This is a genomic window from Micrococcus sp. FDAARGOS_333, from assembly GCF_002206575.2.
Taxonomy (GTDB): domain Bacteria; phylum Actinomycetota; class Actinomycetes; order Actinomycetales; family Micrococcaceae; genus Micrococcus; species Micrococcus lylae.
Genome location: NZ_NJFJ02000001.1, coordinates 1307783 through 1327358, shown reverse-complemented (window position 1 = coordinate 1327358; position 19576 = coordinate 1307783). Strand labels below are relative to the sequence as shown.

14 protein-coding genes, 1 tRNA gene, 1 other RNA gene and 2 pseudogenes are annotated in these 19576 nt (G+C 71.6%); 5 read left to right on the top strand and 13 right to left on the bottom strand.

Going from position 1 to position 19576, the window contains the following annotated elements; all coding sequences use genetic code 11:
- Nucleotides 1–505 precede the first annotated feature (505 nt).
- The 5 genes and pseudogenes from CEQ11_RS13470 to CEQ11_RS05930 all read left to right on the top strand — a co-directional run.
- Nucleotides 506–1138, top strand: a complete 633-nt coding sequence (locus tag CEQ11_RS13470) for an AAA family ATPase (RefSeq protein WP_088478052.1) — start codon at nucleotides 506–508, stop codon at nucleotides 1136–1138.
- A gap of 7 nt (nucleotides 1139–1145) precedes the next feature.
- Nucleotides 1146–1216, top strand: a tRNA-Cys gene (locus tag CEQ11_RS05945).
- Nucleotides 1217–1420: 204 nt separating this feature from the next.
- Nucleotides 1421–2362, top strand: a complete 942-nt coding sequence (locus tag CEQ11_RS05940; RefSeq protein ID WP_088478051.1) for a cation diffusion facilitator family transporter — start codon at nucleotides 1421–1423, stop codon at nucleotides 2360–2362.
- Between the two features lie 58 nt (nucleotides 2363–2420).
- Entirely contained in the window at nucleotides 2421–2804 is a 384-nt protein-coding gene (locus CEQ11_RS05935; protein ID WP_088478928.1) for a metalloregulator ArsR/SmtB family transcription factor, read from the top strand.
- 214 nt (nucleotides 2805–3018) lie between these two features.
- Nucleotides 3019–3480, top strand: a pseudogene (locus tag CEQ11_RS05930) (HAD-IC family P-type ATPase); the annotation flags it as partial.
- Between the two features lie 37 nt (nucleotides 3481–3517).
- Here the strand turns inward: CEQ11_RS05930 and CEQ11_RS05925 are convergent.
- The 13 genes and pseudogenes from CEQ11_RS05925 to CEQ11_RS05865 all read right to left on the bottom strand — a co-directional run bounded on the left by CEQ11_RS05925 (nucleotide 3518) and on the right by CEQ11_RS05865 (nucleotide 19242).
- Nucleotides 3518–4351 (bottom strand): annotated as a pseudogene (locus tag CEQ11_RS05925) (leucine zipper domain-containing protein).
- Between the two features lie 401 nt (nucleotides 4352–4752).
- Nucleotides 4753–5123, bottom strand: a transfer-messenger RNA (tmRNA) gene (gene ssrA, locus CEQ11_RS05920).
- A 217-nt stretch (nucleotides 5124–5340) separates the two neighbouring features.
- Nucleotides 5341–5856: an SsrA-binding protein SmpB gene (gene smpB, locus CEQ11_RS05915; protein ID WP_088478050.1), complete on the bottom strand. Its 516-nt coding sequence runs from the start codon at nucleotides 5854–5856 to the stop codon at nucleotides 5341–5343.
- A gap of 117 nt (nucleotides 5857–5973) precedes the next feature.
- Nucleotides 5974–6633, bottom strand: coding sequence for a CoA transferase subunit B (locus CEQ11_RS05910; protein WP_088478049.1), 660 nt, complete (start codon nucleotides 6631–6633; stop codon nucleotides 5974–5976).
- On the bottom strand, nucleotides 6630–7442 hold the full coding sequence (locus CEQ11_RS05905; RefSeq protein WP_088478048.1) for a CoA transferase subunit A: 813 nt from the start codon (nucleotides 7440–7442) through the stop codon (nucleotides 6630–6632). Before CEQ11_RS05905 ends, CEQ11_RS05910 begins: the two co-directional genes overlap by 4 nt.
- 87 nt (nucleotides 7443–7529) lie before the next feature.
- The gene (locus tag CEQ11_RS05900; protein WP_088478047.1) at nucleotides 7530–8294 is read right to left on the bottom strand and encodes a 3-hydroxybutyrate dehydrogenase; all 765 of its coding nucleotides are present in this window, start codon (nucleotides 8292–8294) and stop codon (nucleotides 7530–7532) included.
- Between the two features lie 125 nt (nucleotides 8295–8419).
- Nucleotides 8420–9634, bottom strand: coding sequence for an acetyl-CoA C-acetyltransferase (locus CEQ11_RS05895; protein WP_088478046.1), 1215 nt, complete (start codon nucleotides 9632–9634; stop codon nucleotides 8420–8422).
- 264 nt (nucleotides 9635–9898) lie between these two features.
- Nucleotides 9899–11023, bottom strand: coding sequence for a peptide chain release factor 2 (gene prfB, locus CEQ11_RS05890; protein WP_088478045.1), 1125 nt, complete (start codon nucleotides 11021–11023; stop codon nucleotides 9899–9901).
- A 12-nt stretch (nucleotides 11024–11035) separates the two neighbouring features.
- Nucleotides 11036–13450 carry a hypothetical protein gene (locus CEQ11_RS05885; protein WP_088478044.1) on the bottom strand — a complete coding sequence of 805 codons (2415 nt, stop codon included), beginning with the start codon at nucleotides 13448–13450 and terminating at the stop codon, nucleotides 11036–11038.
- 57 nt (nucleotides 13451–13507) lie between these two features.
- Nucleotides 13508–15352 carry an ABC transporter ATP-binding protein gene (locus CEQ11_RS05880; protein WP_088478043.1) on the bottom strand — a complete coding sequence of 615 codons (1845 nt, stop codon included), beginning with the start codon at nucleotides 15350–15352 and terminating at the stop codon, nucleotides 13508–13510.
- Nucleotides 15352–16620, bottom strand: coding sequence for a glycosyltransferase family 4 protein (locus tag CEQ11_RS05875; protein WP_088478042.1), 1269 nt, complete (start codon nucleotides 16618–16620; stop codon nucleotides 15352–15354). The genes CEQ11_RS05880 and CEQ11_RS05875 overlap by 1 nt, the downstream gene beginning before the upstream one ends.
- Before the next feature lie 59 nt (nucleotides 16621–16679).
- Nucleotides 16680–17900 (bottom strand): glycosyltransferase, encoded by a 1221-nt coding sequence (locus CEQ11_RS13345; protein ID WP_088478041.1) that lies wholly within the window; start codon nucleotides 17898–17900, stop codon nucleotides 16680–16682.
- Nucleotides 17890–19242, bottom strand: coding sequence for a glycosyltransferase family protein (locus CEQ11_RS05865; protein ID WP_193762997.1), 1353 nt, complete (start codon nucleotides 19240–19242; stop codon nucleotides 17890–17892). Before CEQ11_RS05865 ends, CEQ11_RS13345 begins: the two co-directional genes overlap by 11 nt.
- Between the last annotated feature and the right edge of the window lie 334 nt (nucleotides 19243–19576).

The following is a 19576-nucleotide window of genomic DNA, read 5'->3' as shown; positions in this document are numbered from 1 at the left end:
ACAGACGCGAAAGGCCCCGGAACCGTGAGGGTTCCGGGGCCTTCCCAGTGTGGTGCGTGGAGCCGGCGGGAGGCTACCCCTTTCCGGCTCTGACAAGGGCAGATGCACTCTAGGTCCAGTCACGGTCCATCAGTGGTCAAAGTAAAACCCCCGCACGGTTGCCGCCGTCGGCGGTATGGACACCACGAACAGAGCGTGACGTCATGGCCCAGCCCACCCGTAACCCCCTCTTTCTTGCAGTGCGCCCCATCGTGCGCGCCACCGTCTCCACTGCCCTCACCGTGGCAGTCCTGACGGCCCTGCACCTTCCCTCCCTGATTCTCGGCACCCCGTAAGCCGACGGCCCCACAACGATCGGCTACGGGGCACCTGACGGCCTGCATAGAGCGCACCCGGCGGAACGGGCGAGAACTCCACGGCGACACGGTGGAGCACAGGACGGGCGGACTCCTCAAGCGCCCAGGGCGCTTCAATAGACAAGAAGGTCCGCAACTACTCCCTGGGGATGAAGCAGCGCCTGGGCATCGCGATGGCCCTGGCTCGGCAGCCGAAGCTGCTCATCCTTGACGAGCCGACCAATGGCCTCGACCCCGCCGGCATCGAGGAGATCCGGGAACTCCTGCGACGACTGGCCGACGACGGGGTCACGGTCATGGTCTCGTCCCACCTGCTCGGCGACCTCGTCGAGCGCCACGGCACCGTGGGCGACATGGTCGCCACCATGGCCCACTCGCCGGCCGTGCGTGGCGGCTGCCTCGGCCTGGGCAAGGCCATGCGCCGCACCAAGCTCGACCGGGCGAGCAGCGAGCTGATCTCCATCGCGGTCCAGGAGCAGCAGGGATGCGGCCTCTGCCTGGCCTCGCACATCGAGGCGGCCCGGTCGCTCGGCGTCGCCGACTACGAGATCGAGCTCGCGCAGCTGGGCACCGCGACCCGTCCGGAGGTGGCCGCGATCATCGCGCTCGGCCTCCAGGTCTACCGCGAGCCGGCGTCCATCACCCACGAGCAGGTCGACGAGCTCCGGGGATGTGGCTACAGCGACCGGGCGATCGCCGACGTCGTCGGCGTCGTCTCCCTCAACAACCTCACCGGAGCGTTCAACCTCGTCGCCGGGCTCACCCTGGGCGACGAGGGTTGAGACCTGCGGTGCCGTGGCCGAGGGGATAGGCAGCGGCCTGCAAAGCCGCCCACACGGGTTCGAATCCCGTAGGCACCTCCGACAGCCGCGCCCCGGTCTCAGGACGACTCCCGTCCTCAGGCCGGGGCGCGGCTTCCTCGCCACAGGCCTTCGGTGCGTGTCGTGCACCGCATCGCCAAGAGTCGTCATCATCGCCCAAATGCGTTAGCATCGTCGCACGTCGATGAATCAATGGGAGAGCCGCGGCCGCCGATCCGCGGAGGAGATGGAGAACGAGCAGACATGGGCGCAGGACACGACCACGGCCACTCGGCCGGCGAGGCGGGACATCCCGGGGACTTCCGCAAGAAACTCTGGATCGCATTCTCGATCACCGCGACGATCGTCGTCGCGCAGGCCGTCGGCTCCGTCGTCACCGGCAGCCTCGCACTGCTGACCGACACCGCCCATGCCATTACCGATGCCTCCGGGCTACTGGTTGCACTGATCGCCGCGACGCTGATGCTCAAGCCCGCCAACTCCAAGCGTACCTGGGGGTTCCGGCGTATCGAAGTGATCGCAGCCCTCGGACAGTCGGCACTGCTGCTGGCGGTGGGCACCTACGCCGCCATCGAAGGCATCCGGCGACTGTTCGAGCCGCCGGAGGTGCCCGCCAGCGAACTGCTGATATTCGGCATCATCGGCCTGGTCGCGAACATCATCGCCATCACCATCCTCGCCTCCAGCCGCGGTTCGAACTTCAACATGCGTGCCGCGTTCCTCGAAGTTCTCAATGATGCCCTCGGGTCGCTCGGAGTGATCGTCGCCGCGATCGTCATCGCGACGACCGGCTTCCAGCAGGCCGACGCCGTCGCCGGCCTGTTCATCGCAGCCCTCATCGTGCCTCGGGCGTTCAAGCTCATGCGCGAGACGGTCGGCGTGCTCATGGAGTTCACCCCCAAGGGCCTGGACCTCGACGAGGTCCGCGAGCACATCCTCGCCCTCGACCACGTCAAGGACGTCCACGACCTGCATGCCTCCACCGTCGCGACCGGCCTGCCGACGCTGACCGCCCATATCGTCGTCGACGACGAGTGCTTCACCGACGGCCACGCCGCCGAGACCCTGCACGCCGCCAAAGACTGCGTCGCCGAACACTTCGAGGTCTCGATCCACCACTCCACGTTCCAGGTCGAGACCGAGCACATCGCCGAGCACGAGCCCGCCTCGGTCAAGCACGACTGAGCGCACGGCGTCGCGGAGCGTATCCATGACCGAGAAGGAGTATCATCGTCATATGGCGATGAAGAGTGCGATTGCGGAACCGGCGACCTGGGCGGACGAGGTTTCTGAGATGACGGCCGCGGCCTGCCTCTTCCACAGCTTCAGCGATCCCTCGCGCCTGGTGATCCTCCAGCACCTCCGCCTCGGCGAGCACCGGGTGGTCGACCTCACCGAGCACCTGGGCCTGTCCCAGAGCACCGTCTCCAAGCACCTGGCCAGCCTCAAGGAGACCGGCCTGGTCGTCTCCCGCCCCGAGGGCCGCGCCTCGGTCTACTCGCTGCAGCACCCCGAGGCGCTCGTCGAGCTCTTCGCCGCCGCGGAGAAGTTCCTCGCCCTCACCGGCGACGACGTGAAGCTGTGCTCGCTGCACGGTTCGCCGGAGTCCGAGCAGCTGGCCGGTTGAGGAACGGAGCCGGGTCGGATCGCCGCCGAACTCGGGGCTCGACCACGTCACGGCCCAGCGAATGACGGGATCAGTCTCGCCTGCGGCCCGGGATGAGCCTGGCGGAATTGAGGATGAACGCGGTCTCGCTGCCGACGTGGACGAACGCGGCCGCGACCGGCGGGGGCAGGCCGAGGCCGGCATGACCGTCGTGGTCGTCGAGGCCGACGGCGAGGCCGCCGAGGCGGGCATCGACGAGGTCCGCGCCGAGCAGCTGCCCGCCGACAAGGCCTCCGCGATCACGGAGCTGGCCACCGCGCGCCCAACGGCGATGGTCGGCGACGGCATCAACGACGCACCGGCGCTGGCCACGGCCGCCGCCGGCATCGCGATGGGTGCGACCGGCTCGGCCGCCGCGGTCGAGTCGGCCGACATCTCCTTCACCGGCCACGACCTGCGTCTCATCCCCGCCGCCCTCACGCATGCGCGGCGCGGGCGGAGAATCATGACGGCCAACATCGCCCTCGCGCTGGCGATCATCGTCGTCCTGTTCCCGCTCGCCCTGTTCGGCGTGCTGGGGCTGGCCGGCGTCGTCCTCGTCCACGAGGCTGCCGAGGTCGTCGCGGTCGAGAGCGCCTGCTCTCCTTCGTCGACTGGAGAGTCGTGGACGAACAAGTGCATCTGCGCCTGTTCGTGACTGGCACACCGGAGCAGCTGGTCGCACTGAACGTCGGTTAGGTGTGATGTCCAGGGAGGTTGTGGAGCCTGGTGGCAGGCGCTGCGCCGATCGCGGAGTGGACGCGATGATGATTGTAGAAGTGCAGCCATCCAGGCAACGCGGCCCTGCGCTGCGTCTCTGAGCTATAGAACCGGGCGTAGGCCCCCGTCAGCGAGCGTGCGATGGAACCGCTCAATCTTCCCGTTCATCTGCGGCCGGTAGGGCCGAGTCCGCTTGGGCTTGATCCCGAGCTCGGTGCAGGCATCACGCCAGACATGCCAGCGGTAGGCCGAGCCGTTGTCCGAGAGCACCCGCTCCACCTGCACGCCCAGATGCGCGAAGTAGGCGACCGCGCGGTGCTTCATGCCCTGCTGGCGCCCGACGAATCGGTGTCCGCCCCGTCGGGGATGCGGCCGAACGTGGTGACCTCGACGTGGATCAGCGAGCCGGGGTGGGGGTGCTCGTAGCGGCGGATCGGCTCGCCGGTGACCCGGTCCAGACGGGCGAGGCGGTTGATCCGGCAGCGCACGAGCACGGCATGGACGGTGGAGGCCGGCATCCAGAGTTCTCCGGCGATCTGTGCCGGCCCCAGGCGTCGGCGCCATCGGGCGGCCACGATCTGTTTCACCACCGCTGGCGGTGTTCTGGTCGGCGTCGTGGACGGCCGGCTGGACCGGTCTGCCATCCCTGCAGGTCCCTCGGCCCGGAAGCGTGTGGCCCATTTGCGAGCGGTGGGTGGGCAGACCATGAACATCTTGGCCGCGGCGGCGACCGGCCAGTGTTCCTCGACGATGTCCTTGGCCAGGCGTAGGCGGGCGCGAGGGGTCAGGGCGGCGTGAGCGTGGGACATGAAGGTCGTCTGTTCGTGTGAGCGGTTTGTCGACAACTCCACTCTCGCAACGGAAGGCCTTCGCCTGTCAGCTGTTCACGCAACAACGTCCCCGGACATCACACCTAGTGCTGCGTCGGCGTCTGAGACACGATCAAAGGTGCCTAGCGTGTGGTTCACGTAGTCCACCATCAGGCGGGCACGGAACCTGCCGTTGGGCAGGGTGGTGATTCCCCGGGGTGTCTTTCGTACGTTGCCTCTTGCCACGCCGCCCTCGTTCCGTGTCCGACAGCGGTCTAAGTACCTGGTACGGCCTGAGTGACAGCGGCCATTGATGGCAGGTGACAGGCCTAGGCAAAATCCGCTAGAACACGCGGAAAGGCCCCGGAACCGTGAGGGTTCCGGGGCCTTCCGAGTGTGGTGCGTGGAGCCGGCGGGAATTGAACCCGCGTCCGATGCAGTGTTGTCAGGGCTTCTCCGGGCGCAGTCTGCTGCGGGTGTTGCTCGGCCCTGTCCGTCCCGCAGACGGGCGGACAGCCCGGGCCCAGCCGGATTGATGTCGGTGCCACGACCCCCGGCGAGGGTGACACCCAGTGGCTATCTAGCTGACGCCACGGTCCGAGGCGATAGCAACCTCGGGGTGACGGACTCGATCACTGATCAGGCAGCGAGAGCGAAGTCAGTGCGCTTGGATTCGGCACTTATTGGTGTGCAGAGAGCGTTGACGAGATGACTCTGCATCCTCGGCCCGCTTCCCCTGTCGCGACATGCATCGTCGAAACCGATCGGCCCCGTGGTCGGGGACGACTCCCACTATGGAGTTGTCAATCACCACTGTGCAGTGCCGCCGCTGATGCGGCCTGCGAGTTCCATAACCTACCACGCCCCGGTTCCATTCCCCAGGGCCGGCGGGTTTTTCGGCCGCTTCGCCGTGCGAGCGGCACATCCTTCGGCGGCTTCGCCGTGCGACCGGCGGGGCCACGGCGTCGCCGGGCGCGTCCCGACGACGGTCAGGCCACTCCGGCACGACGGTTGCGGATCCGCATGGCCCGCTGGGCCTCGCGCTGGTCCTGCTTCTCGCGCAGCCTGTGGCGTTTGTCGTATTCGCGGTTGCCGCGGGCGATGCCGATCTCCACCTTCACGCGGCCGTCCTTGAAGTAGAGGGACAGCGGGACGATGGTCATGCCGGGGTCCATGATCTGGCGGCTGATCTTGGTCAGCTCGGCGCGGTGCAGCAGCAGCTTGCGCCGGCGACGCGCGGTGTGGTTGGTCCAGGAGCCGTTGAGGTACTCCGGGATGTAGACCTGTTCGAGCCAGAGCTCGTCCCGGTAGAAGACGGCGAAGCCGTCCACCAGGGAGGCCTTGCCCTCGCGCAGGGACTTCACCTCGGTGCCGGTGAGGACCATGCCCGCCTCGTAGGTGTCGGAGATCGTGTAGTCGTGGCGGGCCTTGCGGTTGGTCGCGATGACCACGCGCTCGCCCGGGGCCGGCTGCTTCGCGGCCTTGCCCTTCGAGTTCTTGCCCATGGTTCCCTTCCTTCCGCTCGGTCTGCACACGGGTGCGTCCGCATGCCCGGCGTGGGCATGCGGACGCATCAGTCTACGGCACAGCCGGCGGAGCGGAGTCGGAGACGGCGGCGGCCCTCAGCTCAGCGTCGCGCCGGTCAGCTCGCGGACCTGGTCCTCGGTGACACCGGGGGCGCATTCGACGAGCCTGAGCTCGGGCTGCTCCGGCGTGCCGACGACGTCGATCACGGCGAGGTCGGTGATGATGCGGTCCACCACGGCCTTGCCGGTGAGCGGCAGGGTGCACTGGTCCACGATCTTCGGGGTGCCGTCCTTGGACACGTGGTCCATCATGACGATCACCCGGCCGGCGCCGTGGACCAGGTCCATCGCACCGCCCATGCCCTTGACCATCTTGCCGGGCACCATCCAGTTGGCGAGGTCGCCGGCGGCGGAGACCTCCATGCCGCCGAGCACGGCGACGTCGATCTTGCCGCCGCGGATCATGCCGAAGGACAGGGCAGAGTCGAAGAAGGAGGCGCCCGGGTTGACGGTGACGGTCTCCTTGCCGGCGTTGATCAGGTCCGGGTCCACGTTCTCCTCGGTGGGGTACGGGCCCACGCCGAGGATGCCGTTCTCGGACTGCAGCACCACGGTGCGGCCGTCCGGGATGTGGTTCGGGATGAGGGTCGGCATGCCGATGCCGAGGTTGACGTAGGCGCCGTCCGGCAGCTCCTGGGCGGCGCGGGCAGCCATCTCCTCACGGGTCAGGCCGGTGGGCTTGGTGGTCTGGCTCATCGGGACTGCTCCTCCTTGGCCTTGCGCACGGTGCGCTTCTCGATGCGCTTCTCGATGTCCTTGCCGACCTCCACGATCCGGTGGACGTAGACGCCGGGCAGGTGCACCTCGTCCGGGTCGATCTCACCGGGCTCCACGAGCTCCTCGACCTGCGCGATGCAGACCCTGCCGGCCGTGGCGGCCGGCAGGGAGAACTGGCGGGTGGCCTTGGTGAAGACGAGGTTGCCGTGCCTGTCGCCCTTGGCGGCGTGCACGAGCGCGAAGTCGGTGACGATGGACTTCTCCAGGGCATAGACCTCGTTTTCGGCCGGGTCCACGGTCACGTAGCCCTCGCCGAGGACGAAGGTGTCGGTGGGCTTGGCCTCGGAGGCCTTCACCACGTTGCCCTCGGCGTCGTAGCGCATGGGCAGGCCGCCCTCGGCCACCTGGGTGCCCACGCCGGAGCGGGTGTAGAAGGCGGGGATGCCGGCGCCGCCGGCGCGCAGCTTCTCGGCCAGGGTGCCCTGCGGGACCAGCTCAACCTCCAGCTCGCCCTCCAGATACTGGCGCGCGAACTCCTTGTTCTCGCCCACGTAGGAGCTGGTCATCTTGGCGATCCGGCGCGCACCCAGCAGGATGCCCAGGCCCCAGTCGTCCACGCCGCAGTTGTTCGAGACGATCGACAGCTCATCGGCGCCCTGGTCCAGCAGGGCCTCGATCAGCTGGATCGGGTTGCCGGAGAGGCCGAAGCCTCCGACGGCCAGCGAAGCGCCGGACGGGATGTCCGCCACGGCCTCCGCGGGGGTCGCCACGGTCTTGTCCAGACTCATGTGTCCTCCTCCTTGAGGTTCCGGGCCGGCTCGGCCCGAACGTGCAGGGTCGGTGTCGCGGCCGCGCCCGCAGGCGAGGCCGCTCGGTCAGTGGGCGGTCCAGCCGCCGTCGATGGTGTACGAGGCGCCGGAGACGAGCGCGGCGTGCTCGGTGGCCAGCCACAGGGCGAGGCCGCCGGCCTCCTCCGGCTCCACCAGGCGCTTCACGGCGGCGTCGGCCAGCAGGACCTTCTCGAGGACCTCGTCCTCGCCGATGCCGCGGGTGCGCGCCTGGTCCGTGATCTGCTTCTCCACCAACGGGGTGCGCACAAACCCGGGGTTGATGCAGTTCGAGGTCACCCCGTGCGGGCCGCCTTCGAGCGCCGTCGTCTTGGACAGCCCCTCGAGGCCGTGCTTGGCCGCCACGTAGGCGGACTTGAACGGCGAGGCGATCAGGCCGTGGGCCGAGGAGATGTTGATGATCCGGCCGAAACCGCGCTCGTACATGCCGGGCAGGGCGGCGCGGATCAGCAGGAACGGGGCCTCGAGCATGATGCGGTGGATCAGGCGCCAGGTGTCCGGGTCGTAGTCCTGGATCGGGTCGATCCGCTGGATGCCGGCGCAGTTGACCAGGATGTCCGTGTCCAGCTCCAGCTCGTCCAGGGCCCGGGTCTCGGACAGGTCCACAGCCCAGGCCGTGCCGCCGATCTCCGCGGCCACCGTCTCTGCGGCCTCGGCCGAGACGTCCGCGACCGTGACCTCGGCGCCGGCGGCGGCGAAGGCCTCCGCGCAGGCCCGTCCGATGCCGGAGGCGCCTCCGGTCACCACGGCACGGCGCCCGGACAGGGACAGGGTGGTGGCGTTCCCGCTCATGTCGAGGGACCTCCTGGCTCGGACGGGCTGCTTCCCGACGACGGCCGCGCGCCTGCGTCAGGCGGGTGGCCGCCGTCGTGGGTCACTGTCCTCCTGCGGCCCCACGGCCGCAGGAGGAAGCGCGCTCAGCGGAACAGGACCAGGGCCTCACCCTGACCGCCGCCGCCGCAGAGGGCGACCGCGGTACGACCGGTACCGCGGCGGTTCAGCTCATGCGCGGCGGTCAGGGCCAGGCGGGCGCCGGAGGCGCCGATCGGATGGCCCAGGGCGATGGCGCCGCCGTTGACGTTGCAGTGCTCGGCGGAGTAGTCCAGGTCCTTGAGGGACTGCAGGGAGACGGCGGCGAAGGCCTCGTTAATCTCGATGAAGTCCAGGTCCTTGACCTCCAAGCCCTGCGTGGACAGGGCGGCCTTGATGGCGTCCGACGGCTGGGAGTGCAGCTGGGAGTCCTTCGGGCCGGCGGTCTGGCCCGGGGCGCCGACGGTGGCCAGGATCTGCAGGCCCTTCTCCTCCGCGTAGGCGCGGGAGGCGACGATCACGGCGGCGGCGCCGTCGGACAGCGGGGAGGCGTTGCCGGCGGTGATGGTGCCCTCCTTGGCGAAGGCCGGGCGCAGGCCGGCGAGGGTCTCGGCGGTGGTGTCCGCGCGGACACCCTCGTCCTGCGAGACCACCACCGGATCGCCCTTGCGCTGCGGGATCTCCATGGGGGCGATCTCCACGTCGAACACGCCGTCGGCCTGGGCCCGGGCGGCGCGCTGGTGGGAGCCGGCGGCGATCTCGTCCTGGGCGGCGCGGTCCAGGCCGCGCTCCCCGTTGCCGGACTCGGTCAGCTCGCCCATGGCCTCCTTGGACAGGGCGTCGGTGAGGCCGTCATAGGCCACCGAGTCCAGGACGGTGGTGGGGCCGTACTTGTAGCCCTTGCGGGCGCCGACCAGCAGGTGCGGGGCGTTGGTCATGGACTCCTGGCCACCGGCCACCACGACCTTCGCCTCCCCGAGGCGGATCAGGCGGGCGGCGTCGATCACGGCGGTGAGGCCGGAGAGGCAGACCTTGTTGATGGTCATGGCCGGCACGTCCCAGGCGATGCCCGCGGCAAGGGCGGACTGGCGGGCCGGGTTCTGGCCGGCACCGGCCTGCACGACCTGCCCCATGTAGACCATGTCCACGTCCGCGGCCGGGACGCTGGCGCGCTCGAGGGCGTGCTTGATGGCGTGCGCGCCGAGCTCCGTGGCGGCCAGGCCGGCCTGGGCGCCGAGCAGTCGGGTGAACGGAGTGCGGGCGCCGCCGACGATCACCGCGTCGGTCGGCTGCGGGGCGGGGGCGGCGTTCTGCTCGGCCATGGTGACTCCACTTCCGCGGGGCGCACACTCCGGCCCCGCTGTCAGTTAATCGGGATGAACTGGATTCTGTCTCCCAGTCTATGACCTGGATCACCCGGTCGGCCACCGTGTGCGGCCTGCGCGTCGCCCCCTCCACCACCCCGGACCTTCTCTCCGGGCGCACGACGACGGCCGGCTCCCTTCGGTCGCACGACGACGGCCGGTCGCCTCCGTGCGGAGGCGACCGGCCGTCGTCGGGAAGCCGGCACCGACGCGCCGGGAGGATCAGGCCTGTTCGGCGGCCTCCTTGATCTGGGCGGCACGCCAGCGGATGCCGGCGTCGATGAAGTCGTCGATCGCGCCGTCGAACACGGAGGACGGGTTGCCCTCCTCATGGTTCGTGCGCAGGTCCTTGACCATCTGATACGGGTTCAGCACGTAGGAGCGCATCTGGTCTCCCCAGGAGGCCTTGACGTCTCCGGCGAGCTCCTTCTTCTTCGCGTCCGCCTCGGCCTTGCGCTGCAGGAGCAGACGGGACTGGAGCACGCGCAGGGCGGCGGCGCGGTTCTGAATCTGCGACTTCTCGTTCTGCATGGACACGACGATGCCGGTGGGGACGTGCGTCATGCGGACCGCGGAGTCGGTGGTGTTCACGGACTGGCCGCCCGGACCCGAGGAGCGGAACACGTCCACCTTCAGGTCCGACTCGGGGATCTCGATGGAGTCGTCCGACTCGATGAGCGGGACGACCTCGACCGCGGCGAACGAGGTCTGGCGCCGACCCTGGTTGTCGAAGGGGCTGATGCGCACCAGGCGGTGCGTGCCGGCCTCCACGGACAGGGTGCCGTAGGCGAAGGGGGCGTTGACCTCGAAGGTCACGGACTTCAGGCCGGCCTCCTCCGCGTAGGAGGTGTCCATCACCTTGGTGGACCAGCCGCGCTGCTCCGCCCAGCGCAGGTACATGCGCATGAGGATCTCGGCGAAGTCCGCGGCGTCCACGCCGCCGGCGCCGGCGCGGATGGTCACCACGGCCTCGCGCGGGTCGTACTCGCCGGAGAGCAGGGTGACGACCTCCAGGTCCTGCAGCGCCTTGGCGATGGAGTCCTTCTCCGAGTCGGCCTCGGCCAGCAGGTCCGGCTCGTCCTCCTCTGCGGCGAGCTCCACCATCGTCTCGAGGTCGTCGATGCGCTCCTCGAGCTTCTTCAGGCGGTTCAGCTCGGCCTGGCGGTGTGAGAGCTTGGAGGTCACCTTCTGTGCGGCCTCCGGATCGTCCCACAGGTCCGGCGCGGCGGCCTGCTGCTCGAGGTCCGCGATGTCCGCTGTGATCTTCTCGAGGTCGGACACCTGCTCGATGGAGGACAGGGTGTGGCGCAGAGCAGAGATCTCTGCGGCGAAGTCAGTTTCAGCCATGGTGGGTCCAGCCTACAGCCGACCGGTGAGCTTGGCCTCGAGGTCGGCCGCGGCCTGCGCGTAGCGGGGACGCAGCGCGTAGACGCAGCGCAGCCGCAGCAGGGTGGCGTGCTCGTAGAGGCCGATCCGCGGCGCCGGCAGGCCCTCGGCGAGGGCCAGCTCGTCCACCGTGCGGCGCACGACGTCCGCGCGGGCCGCAGACCAGGCTCCCTGCCGTTGGCGCCACAGCGCGTGGGCGCGCAGGTTGCCCAGGTCCAGGGACGGATCGCCCAGGCAGGCGGTGTCCACGTCCAGCAGCCCGGGACCGAGCTCCGGGTCCCAGAGCAGCTGCTTGTCATGCAGGTCCCGGTGGGTCGGGACGTTCCCGACGACGGGAAGTCCCCTCAGCGTCTGCCCCACCTTCTCCACGGCGCGGGCGAACCGGGGCTGCGCCCCGGTCCAGGCGGCGGTCCGCTCGAGCCAGTCGGCCAGAACGGCGGCCTCCTGCGCCGGGCCGTGGATGGGCAGGGCCGCCGCTTCCTGCACGGGCAGGGCCTCCGGGGCGGGGATGCTGGCGTTCTCGGCTGCACCGTTCGGGCGGGTTCGGCGGGCCGCGGCGAGGGCCTCGGCGATCTCCGCCCAGGCCCGGGACCATTCGGCGGCGGTGAACGCGGACTGGTGGTGGAGGCTGCGGCCGGGCAGGGCCGCGAACGTCACCGTGGCATCGGTGGAGTCCAGCACCTGCGGGGTGCGGAAGCCGGCCTCGAACGGTCGGGCCCGCTCGATGCCGTCCAGGATGCCCTGGGCCTTGCCGGCGCGGACGACCTTGGTGAAGGCCTCCGCCTCCGCACCTGTGGTGCGCACGACTGCGCGCTTGCGGGGACGCCAGGAGACCACGGTGCCGCCGGCGGCCACGAGCGGGGCGAGGGCCTTCAGCGTCGGATCGGTGCCGGCCGGCGAGAGCTCGAGGGAGCCGTCCCGCCAGTGCCCGGCGCGCAGGGCACCGCCACTGGAGACCTCCACGGCCAGCTCGCCATCCGCGCCGGAGGGCCAGCAGCGGTCCACGGCCCAGAGACGGCCCTCGGCTTCGACCTCGGCCGGGGGCAGCGCGGTGGGCAGCGGCGACTGGTCGGTCGGCGGCACCCTGACAGGCAGCGGCGACTGGTCGGCCGGCAAGCCCGAGGCGACGGGCGAACCGGCGGTGACGGACGAACCGAGGGGCACGGACAAGGCGGAGGTCGCGGAGCCGTCGTCGGGACGGTCTGAGCCGGCGGCGACGGCGCGGGCGGCCTCCAGCTCTCGCAGGCAGGCGCGCAGGTGGACCACGCGGCCGGTGATCTGCTCGGCCCAGTCCGCGTGGCGGTGGCGCAGCGGGTCCACGGCCGCGGCCAGGTGGGCGTAGGCCTCCCAGGCGAGCACGGTGACGCGGTCGACCTCCCCGTGGACGCGGGCGTGGCCGGCGGCGTGGGCGTCGGCGAGCGCGGGCAGCTCCTCCCGGCGGCAGGCGGCGTTCCAGGAGCCGAGGTCCACGGCGGCGGGGCCGGTGCGGGCGCGGTCCACGTCGATGATCCGCACTCCCCCGGTGCCCTCGGCGGCGGCGGTGAGGACCTGGTCCGGGGACCAGTCGCCGTGCAGCTCCACGGCGGGCTCCTGGGCGCAGGAGGCCTCGAGCAGCGGCTGCAGGTGCGCGGCGGCGTCCCGAACGGCGTCGCCCATCCAGGCCGCCGCCGACGCGATCGCCTCGGCCGCGGCCGGGGCGTCCGGGACGAGCGGAGGCAGCGGCGAGCCGGCGGCGGGCAGGGCGTGCACGGCGGCGACCGCCTCTCCGGCGGCCTCGGCCGCGGACGCGACAGGGACGGCCTGGAGGTCCCCGGCGCCCCAGTACGGGGAGGACGCGGCGGTGCCCTTGATGCCGACCGGCTCGAGCGGCAGCACCGGCACCCCGGCGGCGGCCCAGCGGGCGACGGTGGCGACCATGCCGCCGGGCTCGTCCAGGCGGCGCGCGTGGATGCGGACGACCTCGTCCCCCACCCGCACGACCGCGCGGCGCCTGGGGTTGTGGCGCAGCACGGTCCAGGCGGCGCCCGGGCGGCGCTCGGCGAGCGCGGTGCGGGCACGGTCCAGGGGCACCGCGAGCGCCGGATCGGTCCAGAGGCTGCCCCAGAGCACAAGCGCGTCTGGGTCCCGGCGGTGGACGCGGACGTGGTCGGCCCGGCCGATGCGCTCGGCGCGGCGCAGGGCGGAGTCCGCCTTGTCCTGGTCCCGGGTGAGCATCAGCCAGCCGTGGCCGGCCTCGGCGAGCGGGGCGTCGAGCGGCTCGGTGCCGTCCGCGCCGAGGGCACGCCAGGAGACGACGATCGACCGCCCGGGCTTCACGCGCTCGTGCACGGCCTGCACGCGGCGGCCGATGATCCGGGACAGGCCTGCGTCCGAGAGGACCTGCTCCACGCCGGGCAGGGCGGTGAGCGCGGTGCGCTCGGCGTCGGCCGTGTGCTGGTCGGGGGGTCATGCGCTCTCCTCCTGACGTTCGGCCGCTGCCACGCGCTGCTGCGCGGCCCACTGTGCCACGCGCGTGTCCGGGCGACAGAGCAGCTCCGCCGGGGCGCCGTCCTCCACGATCCGGCCGTCCTCCAGCCAGAGCACGCGGTCCAGCTCGCGGATCATCGAGAGGTCGTGGGTGATGGCCAGCGTGGTGCGGCCCTGGGTGAGCGTCCAGAGGGAGTCCTCCACCAGGGCGCGGGAGGCCGGGTCCAGGCCGGTGGTGGGCTCGTCCAGGATGACGATCGGTGCGCGGCGCACCAGGGCGCGGGCGATCGCGATGCGCTGGCGCTGACCGCCGGAGAGGGTGTCTCCGCGGGCGCCGAGCATGGTGTCATAGCCCTGCGGCAGCGCCCTGATGAACTCGTCCGCACCGGCGCGGACCGCGGCGTCCTCGACCTGCTCGTCCGTGGCGTCCAGGCGACCGTAGCGGATGTTCTCCCGCACGGTGGTGGCGAACAGGACGGACTCCTGGAGCAGGATGGACACGTGCGAGCGCAGGTCCGCACGGGTGACCTTGCGGGTGTCGTAGCCGTCCACGAGCACGGCGCCGGAGCCGGTGTCCGCCAGGCGCAGCAGGTAGCCGACCAGGGTGGATTTGCCGGCACCGGAGGGGCCGAGCAGGCCCACACGCTGCCCGGCCGGGATCATCAGGTCCAGCCCGGTGAACAGCGGGCGGCCGTGGCCGTCCTTGGCGCAGATCCTGTCGAAGACCACGTCCCCGGCCACCTGCTTCATGGGGACGGGGTGTTCGGGGTCCTGGATCTCGATCTGCTCGTCCATCAGGTCCGCGATGCGTTCGCCCGAGGCGGCGGCGCGGGCGATGCGTCCGGTGTACTTGGCCATGTCCCGCAGCGGCTTCATGGCGGTCTTCAGGTACATGAGGAACAGCACCATGTCCCCCGGTGTCATGGCGCCCTGCATCACCTGCAGGCCTCCGAAGCCGAGGACCACGGCGGTGGACAGGCCCACGAGCACGTCCGTGGAGCGCTCCAGGCCGGCGGCGAGCTTGCGCGCCTTGATGCCGGCCTTCAGCGCCTTCTGGTTGCCGGCGGCGAAGCCGGCGGCCACGGTGTCCTCGAGGCCGTAGGCCTGGACCACCCGGATGGCACCGAGCGCCTCGGCGGCGTCCCCGACCAGGGCGCCCTCGCCCTTGCGGGTCTTGCGGGAGGCCCGGGTGATCTTGGGCGTGGCGATTCTGGAGATCACCAGGTAGACGGCCCCGGTGGCCAGCACCACCACAGACAGCGTGGGGTTCAGGACCATGACCACCGCGAACAGCACCACCACCGTGAGCAGGTTGCCGATCAGCGGCAGACCCGCGGTGACCGCGACCTCCTGCAGGCGGCCCATGTCCCCCACCAGGCGCTGGGAGGTGTCTCCCACGGAGGCCTGCGTGTGGTAGCGCAGGGACAGGGACTGGATGTGGTCGAACACCCGTGCGCGCAGCCGGGTCACCACCTTCACGCCGGTCTTGGCGAAGGCGATGGTGGAGATGTAGTTGCAGACCGCGCGCCCGGCCACGATGCCGGCGAGGATCAGCGCCCAGGTCACCAGGGTGCCGGTGATGTCCCCGCTCAGCCCGGTGGCGGCGGAGACCTGCGCGCCGAGGGCGACCGTCACGGCGTCCACGGCGATCTTCACCGGCCACGGCTCGAGGATGCGGAAGACCACGTCCCCGACCAGGGCGAGCATGCCCACCAGGATCAGCGTGCGGTGCTCGCCCAGGTGCGGGCGGATGAGGGCGAGGGTGCGGCGGGTCGGGCCCGGCCCCTGCTGCTTCCGGGACCTCGTCTTCGGGGAGGACGTCATCAGGCGGTGCGCTCCCGGACCAGGCGGAGCAGGTCCGCGGCGCGGTGGCCCCACGTGTGGTGGGCCTGAACGTCCGCGCGGCCGGCGGCGGCGAGCGCGGCGGTGAGCTCCCGGTCCGCGGCCAGCCGGGTCAGCGCGGCGGCGAGCGCCTGCGCGTCGCCGGGGCGGACGGCCACGCCGCGGCTGCCGACGGCCACGCCCTCGGCGTCCGGCTCGCCGGCGCCGAGGACCTGCGGGATCTCCCCGACGGCCGAGGCCACCACGGAGGCCCCGGCGGCGAGGTACTCGTAGACCTTCAGCGGGGAGTAGTAGTGGTCCTCCGGGTTCTGCGGCCGCGGGTACGGGGCGGTGGCCACGTCCCAGGTGCCGACGACGGCCGGCACCGACTCCGGGGCGACGGCCCCGTGGAACGTGGTCGCCTGACCCAGGCCGAGGCGCTCGGCCTGCTCGCGCAGGGCCTCCAGCTGGGGTCCGGCGCCGCAGAACTCGATCCTCCAGTCGGCGGCGGCCGCACCGGCGGCGGCCACGGCGTCCAGGAGGGTCTCGGTGCCGTGCCAGGGCTTCAGCGTGCCGAGGAAACCCACGGTGAACCCACGGGCGGACGGCTCGGGCGAGCGGCCGTCGTCGTGCAGAACGGTGCCGGAGGCGGCGTGCCGGGCGAGGGGGCGGATGCGCTCGGTGTTCACGCCGTTCGGGATGACCACGGTGGCCGCGGCGGCGGCCGGCACGTCCCGGCGGACCCAGGCGGCGACCGGCTCGGAGACGCAGGAGACCACGTCCGCGGCGGACAGGGCGGACTCGGTGAGGGCGAGGGCGGTGTCCACGTCATGCAGGGACCGGTGCGCGGACTGCTCGGCCACCAGCGGGGCGTTGACCTCCATCACCAGCGGGATCCGGCGGCCGGCGTTCTGGGACAGGGTGGCGGCCAGGCGGGCGCCGACGTCCGAGAACAGGGCGTAGCGTTCGTAGACCAGGTCTGCGCCGTCGGCCGCGGCGGCGGCCAGCATGCGGTCCCCGGCGCGGCGCAGCTCAACCTCGCGCTCGGCGGAGCCGGCGGCGGAGGCGACCGGGACCACCACGACCTTCAGGTCCGCCAGGTCCGCGGGCACGGACTCGACGCCCTTCTTGTCCCCGCGGCGCAGGCAGTACACGGTGACCTCGTGGCCGAGGCCGCGCAGGGCTCGGGTGATCTCCTGGACGTGCACCGAGGCGCCCTTCGTGCCGAAGGGGCCGATGCCGGGATCGGCGAGGAGGTAGGCGATCTGCATGTCTGACGGGTCCTTCACGGGCGGGTTCGGGCGGTCGGTGCGGTGGGGATCGGGACGGCTCAGGCGGTGACGAGCCGGGAGAGGCGGCCGGCCTGGCCGGCGGAGTCGAACAGGTCCTCGATCTGGGTGCGGGCGGCGGCGGCCAGGGCCGAGTGGTCTGCGTCCGGGGCGATCGCCTCGGCCACGGCGGCGGTGAGGGCGGCGGTGTCCCCGGTGGGCACGAGCCATCCGGTCTCACCGGTCTTCACCACCTCGCCGACGGCGGTCACGTCCGCGGCCACGCAGGGCAAGCCACGGGCCATGGCCTCGAGCAGCACGGTGGGCAGCCCGTCCGCGTTGCCGTCCGAGCCCACCACGAAGGGGGCCACGAACACGTCCCGGGTGCCGAGCAGCTCGGCGACCTCGGCCTGGGTGATGGGGCCGAGCAGGTGCACGTGCTCGGTCAGCCCATGCTCCTCGATCCGGCGGCGCAGGTCCGCGGCGAGCGGGCCGTCTCCGGCGATCTCCGCGGTGACGTCGTGCCCCTCGGCGCGCAGGCGGGCCACGGCCTCCACCACGTGTTCGAAGCCCTTCTTCTCCACCAGACGGCCCACGGCCAGCAGGCGGGCCGGGCGGTCCGCGGTGCGGGCCGGGCGCTCCACGAAGGGGAAGCGGACCAGGTCCAGGCCGTTGCGGACGAGCTTCAGGGTGGCGGTGGACTCCGGGAAGCGGCGCTTGAGGTCGTCCACGTTGTACTGGGAGATGGTGATGGAGTGGTGGGCGTCCGCGAACTTCGCCTTCAGGTCCTCCGGGTCCACGTCCTCGTGGAAGATGTCCTTCGCATGGGCGGTGAAGGAGTACGGCAGGTCCGCGATCTTGCCGGCCATGCGGGCCACGGTGGTGGCCACGGAGGCGAAGTGGGCGTGCAGGTGGGTGACGCCCTGGGCACGGGCGGCCCGGGCGACCTCCACGGCCTGGACCGCGTCGTCGTGGCCCAGGGTGAGGAGCTCGGGCAGGTGCGCGGACATGCCGGAGGCGAGGGAGCCGCCGTCGTGCTGCGCGGCACCGGCGAGCGCCTGCCAGAGGCGGTTCGCCGAGGATGGGCGTCCGATGTGCACCACGGGGGCCTTCACCCGGGCGAGCTCCGGGTGGAAGCGGGCGTCCGTGGTGGGGCGCAGCGAGAAGATGACGATCTTCTCGCCCTGGGCCTCGCGGGCCAGGATCTCGGAGACCACGAAGGTCTCGGAGAAGCGCGGGTACATCTTCAGGACATAGCCGATGACGGGGGTCTCAGCAGGCATGACGGGTCTCCAGGATCGGTGCGGTGGTGCAGGTGGTGCCGGGCGCGGCGTCGGTGCCGGCCTCGGCAGAGTGCTCCGGGGAGGCGGAGCGGACGGGTAGGGAGGCGGCCTCGCCGTCGCGGACGGCGCGGGCCGAGCGGTGACGGGACCGGCCGGAGCGGATCACGTCCGCGGCCAGCAGGCCCACATGGGCCAGCCCGTCCAGGTCCAGGTGGTTCCGGTCCACCCGACGGGTCACGGCGTCGGCGAGCCACTCGCCGACGATCTCGCCGGAGACCTCCGCCATGGACACGGTGTCCACGGCGTCCGCGGCGGACAGGGCGGCGGCGCGGCGGGGCTGCTCGGCGCGGCGGGAGGCGCGGGGCACCACGAGGGCCGGGGTGTCCGTGGCGAGGACCTCGGCGGTGGAGTTGTAGCCGCCCATGCAGACGGTGGCGGCGGCGTGGGTGAGCAGCGCCGGCAGGTTGTTCACGGCCCGGCGAACCTCGATGCCCGGGCGGGACACGCCCTGGGCGCCGGTCACCGGGGCCGAGCACGGGTTGGCGGCGGCGGTCTCACGGACGCGCGCCTCGTCCTTGGCGGACATCTGCGGGCCGGTGACGATGATGTGGCGGTGGCCGGCGGGGACCTCGGCGGCGGCGGAAGCGAGCAGGACGTTCACGCCGTCCGAGCCGCCGCCCACGGAGGTGAGGATGTACGGGGTCTCCAGTGGGGCGCCCTCGTCCTCCGGGCGGCCGCGGGAGAGCAGGCCGGTGAAGTGGGTCAGCTCGGCCAGGCCGGCGGGGATCTCTCCGGTGGCGGTCGGGTCGTACACGTTCTGGTCTCCGTAGACCCAGATGGCGTCATAGTGGGCGGCGACCTCGTCCGCGCCGCCGATCTTCTCCCACTCGGTCTGCACGGCGGAGGGGGTGTCCAGCACGTCCCGCAGCCCCAAGACGGTGGCGGTGCCGTGGTTCCGGCGCAGCTGGGCCAGCGCCGGCTTGAGCTCGCTGTCCACGCCGAACGCGTGGCGGTCCGCGATGAACAGGTCCGGGGCGAACGCGTCCAGCGCCGAGGCGATGATCTCGCCGCGCATGTCCGCCAAGTCCGGAACGGACATGCCGATGTTGCGGGCGGCGTAGCCGGCGGAGGTGCGGGCGTAGCCGGGCAGCAGCAGCCAGTCCCAGCCCTCCGGCAGGGAGTCCTGGGAGGCGTCCGGGTGGCCGGCGATCAGCATGCCGGTGACCTCCTCGCCGGTGAGCTTCGGCAGGGAGTTCGCCAGCGCCCACGCCAGGGCCCGGTTGCGCCGTGCATGGCCGAGGCCCACCGAATCGTGGGAGTAGAGCGCCACGCTGATGCCCATGGGATGGCACCTCCTGAATCCGAATCGTCCCGGCCGTTCTGCCGGAGGATGCGGACGACGCTACGGAGCGTCCATGAGGCGTCCATGAGACGCCCACGAGGTGTTCGTGAGACAGGCGAGGGAACGACGACGGCACTCGCCTCGGAGCGGCGGGTGCCGTCGTCTAGAGGGCCGGCTCAGCGCTGCAAGGAGGTGCGGGAGCTGCCCTGGGCGGAGATCGGCACGTGCGCGGGGAGGGCCCCGGAGAAGACGCCGGGGCCGAAGAGCGGCACCTCTGCGCGCAGCACCCACGGTGTCCGCCTCGCCGGTGAGGTCGGCCTGCAAGGAGCCCTGC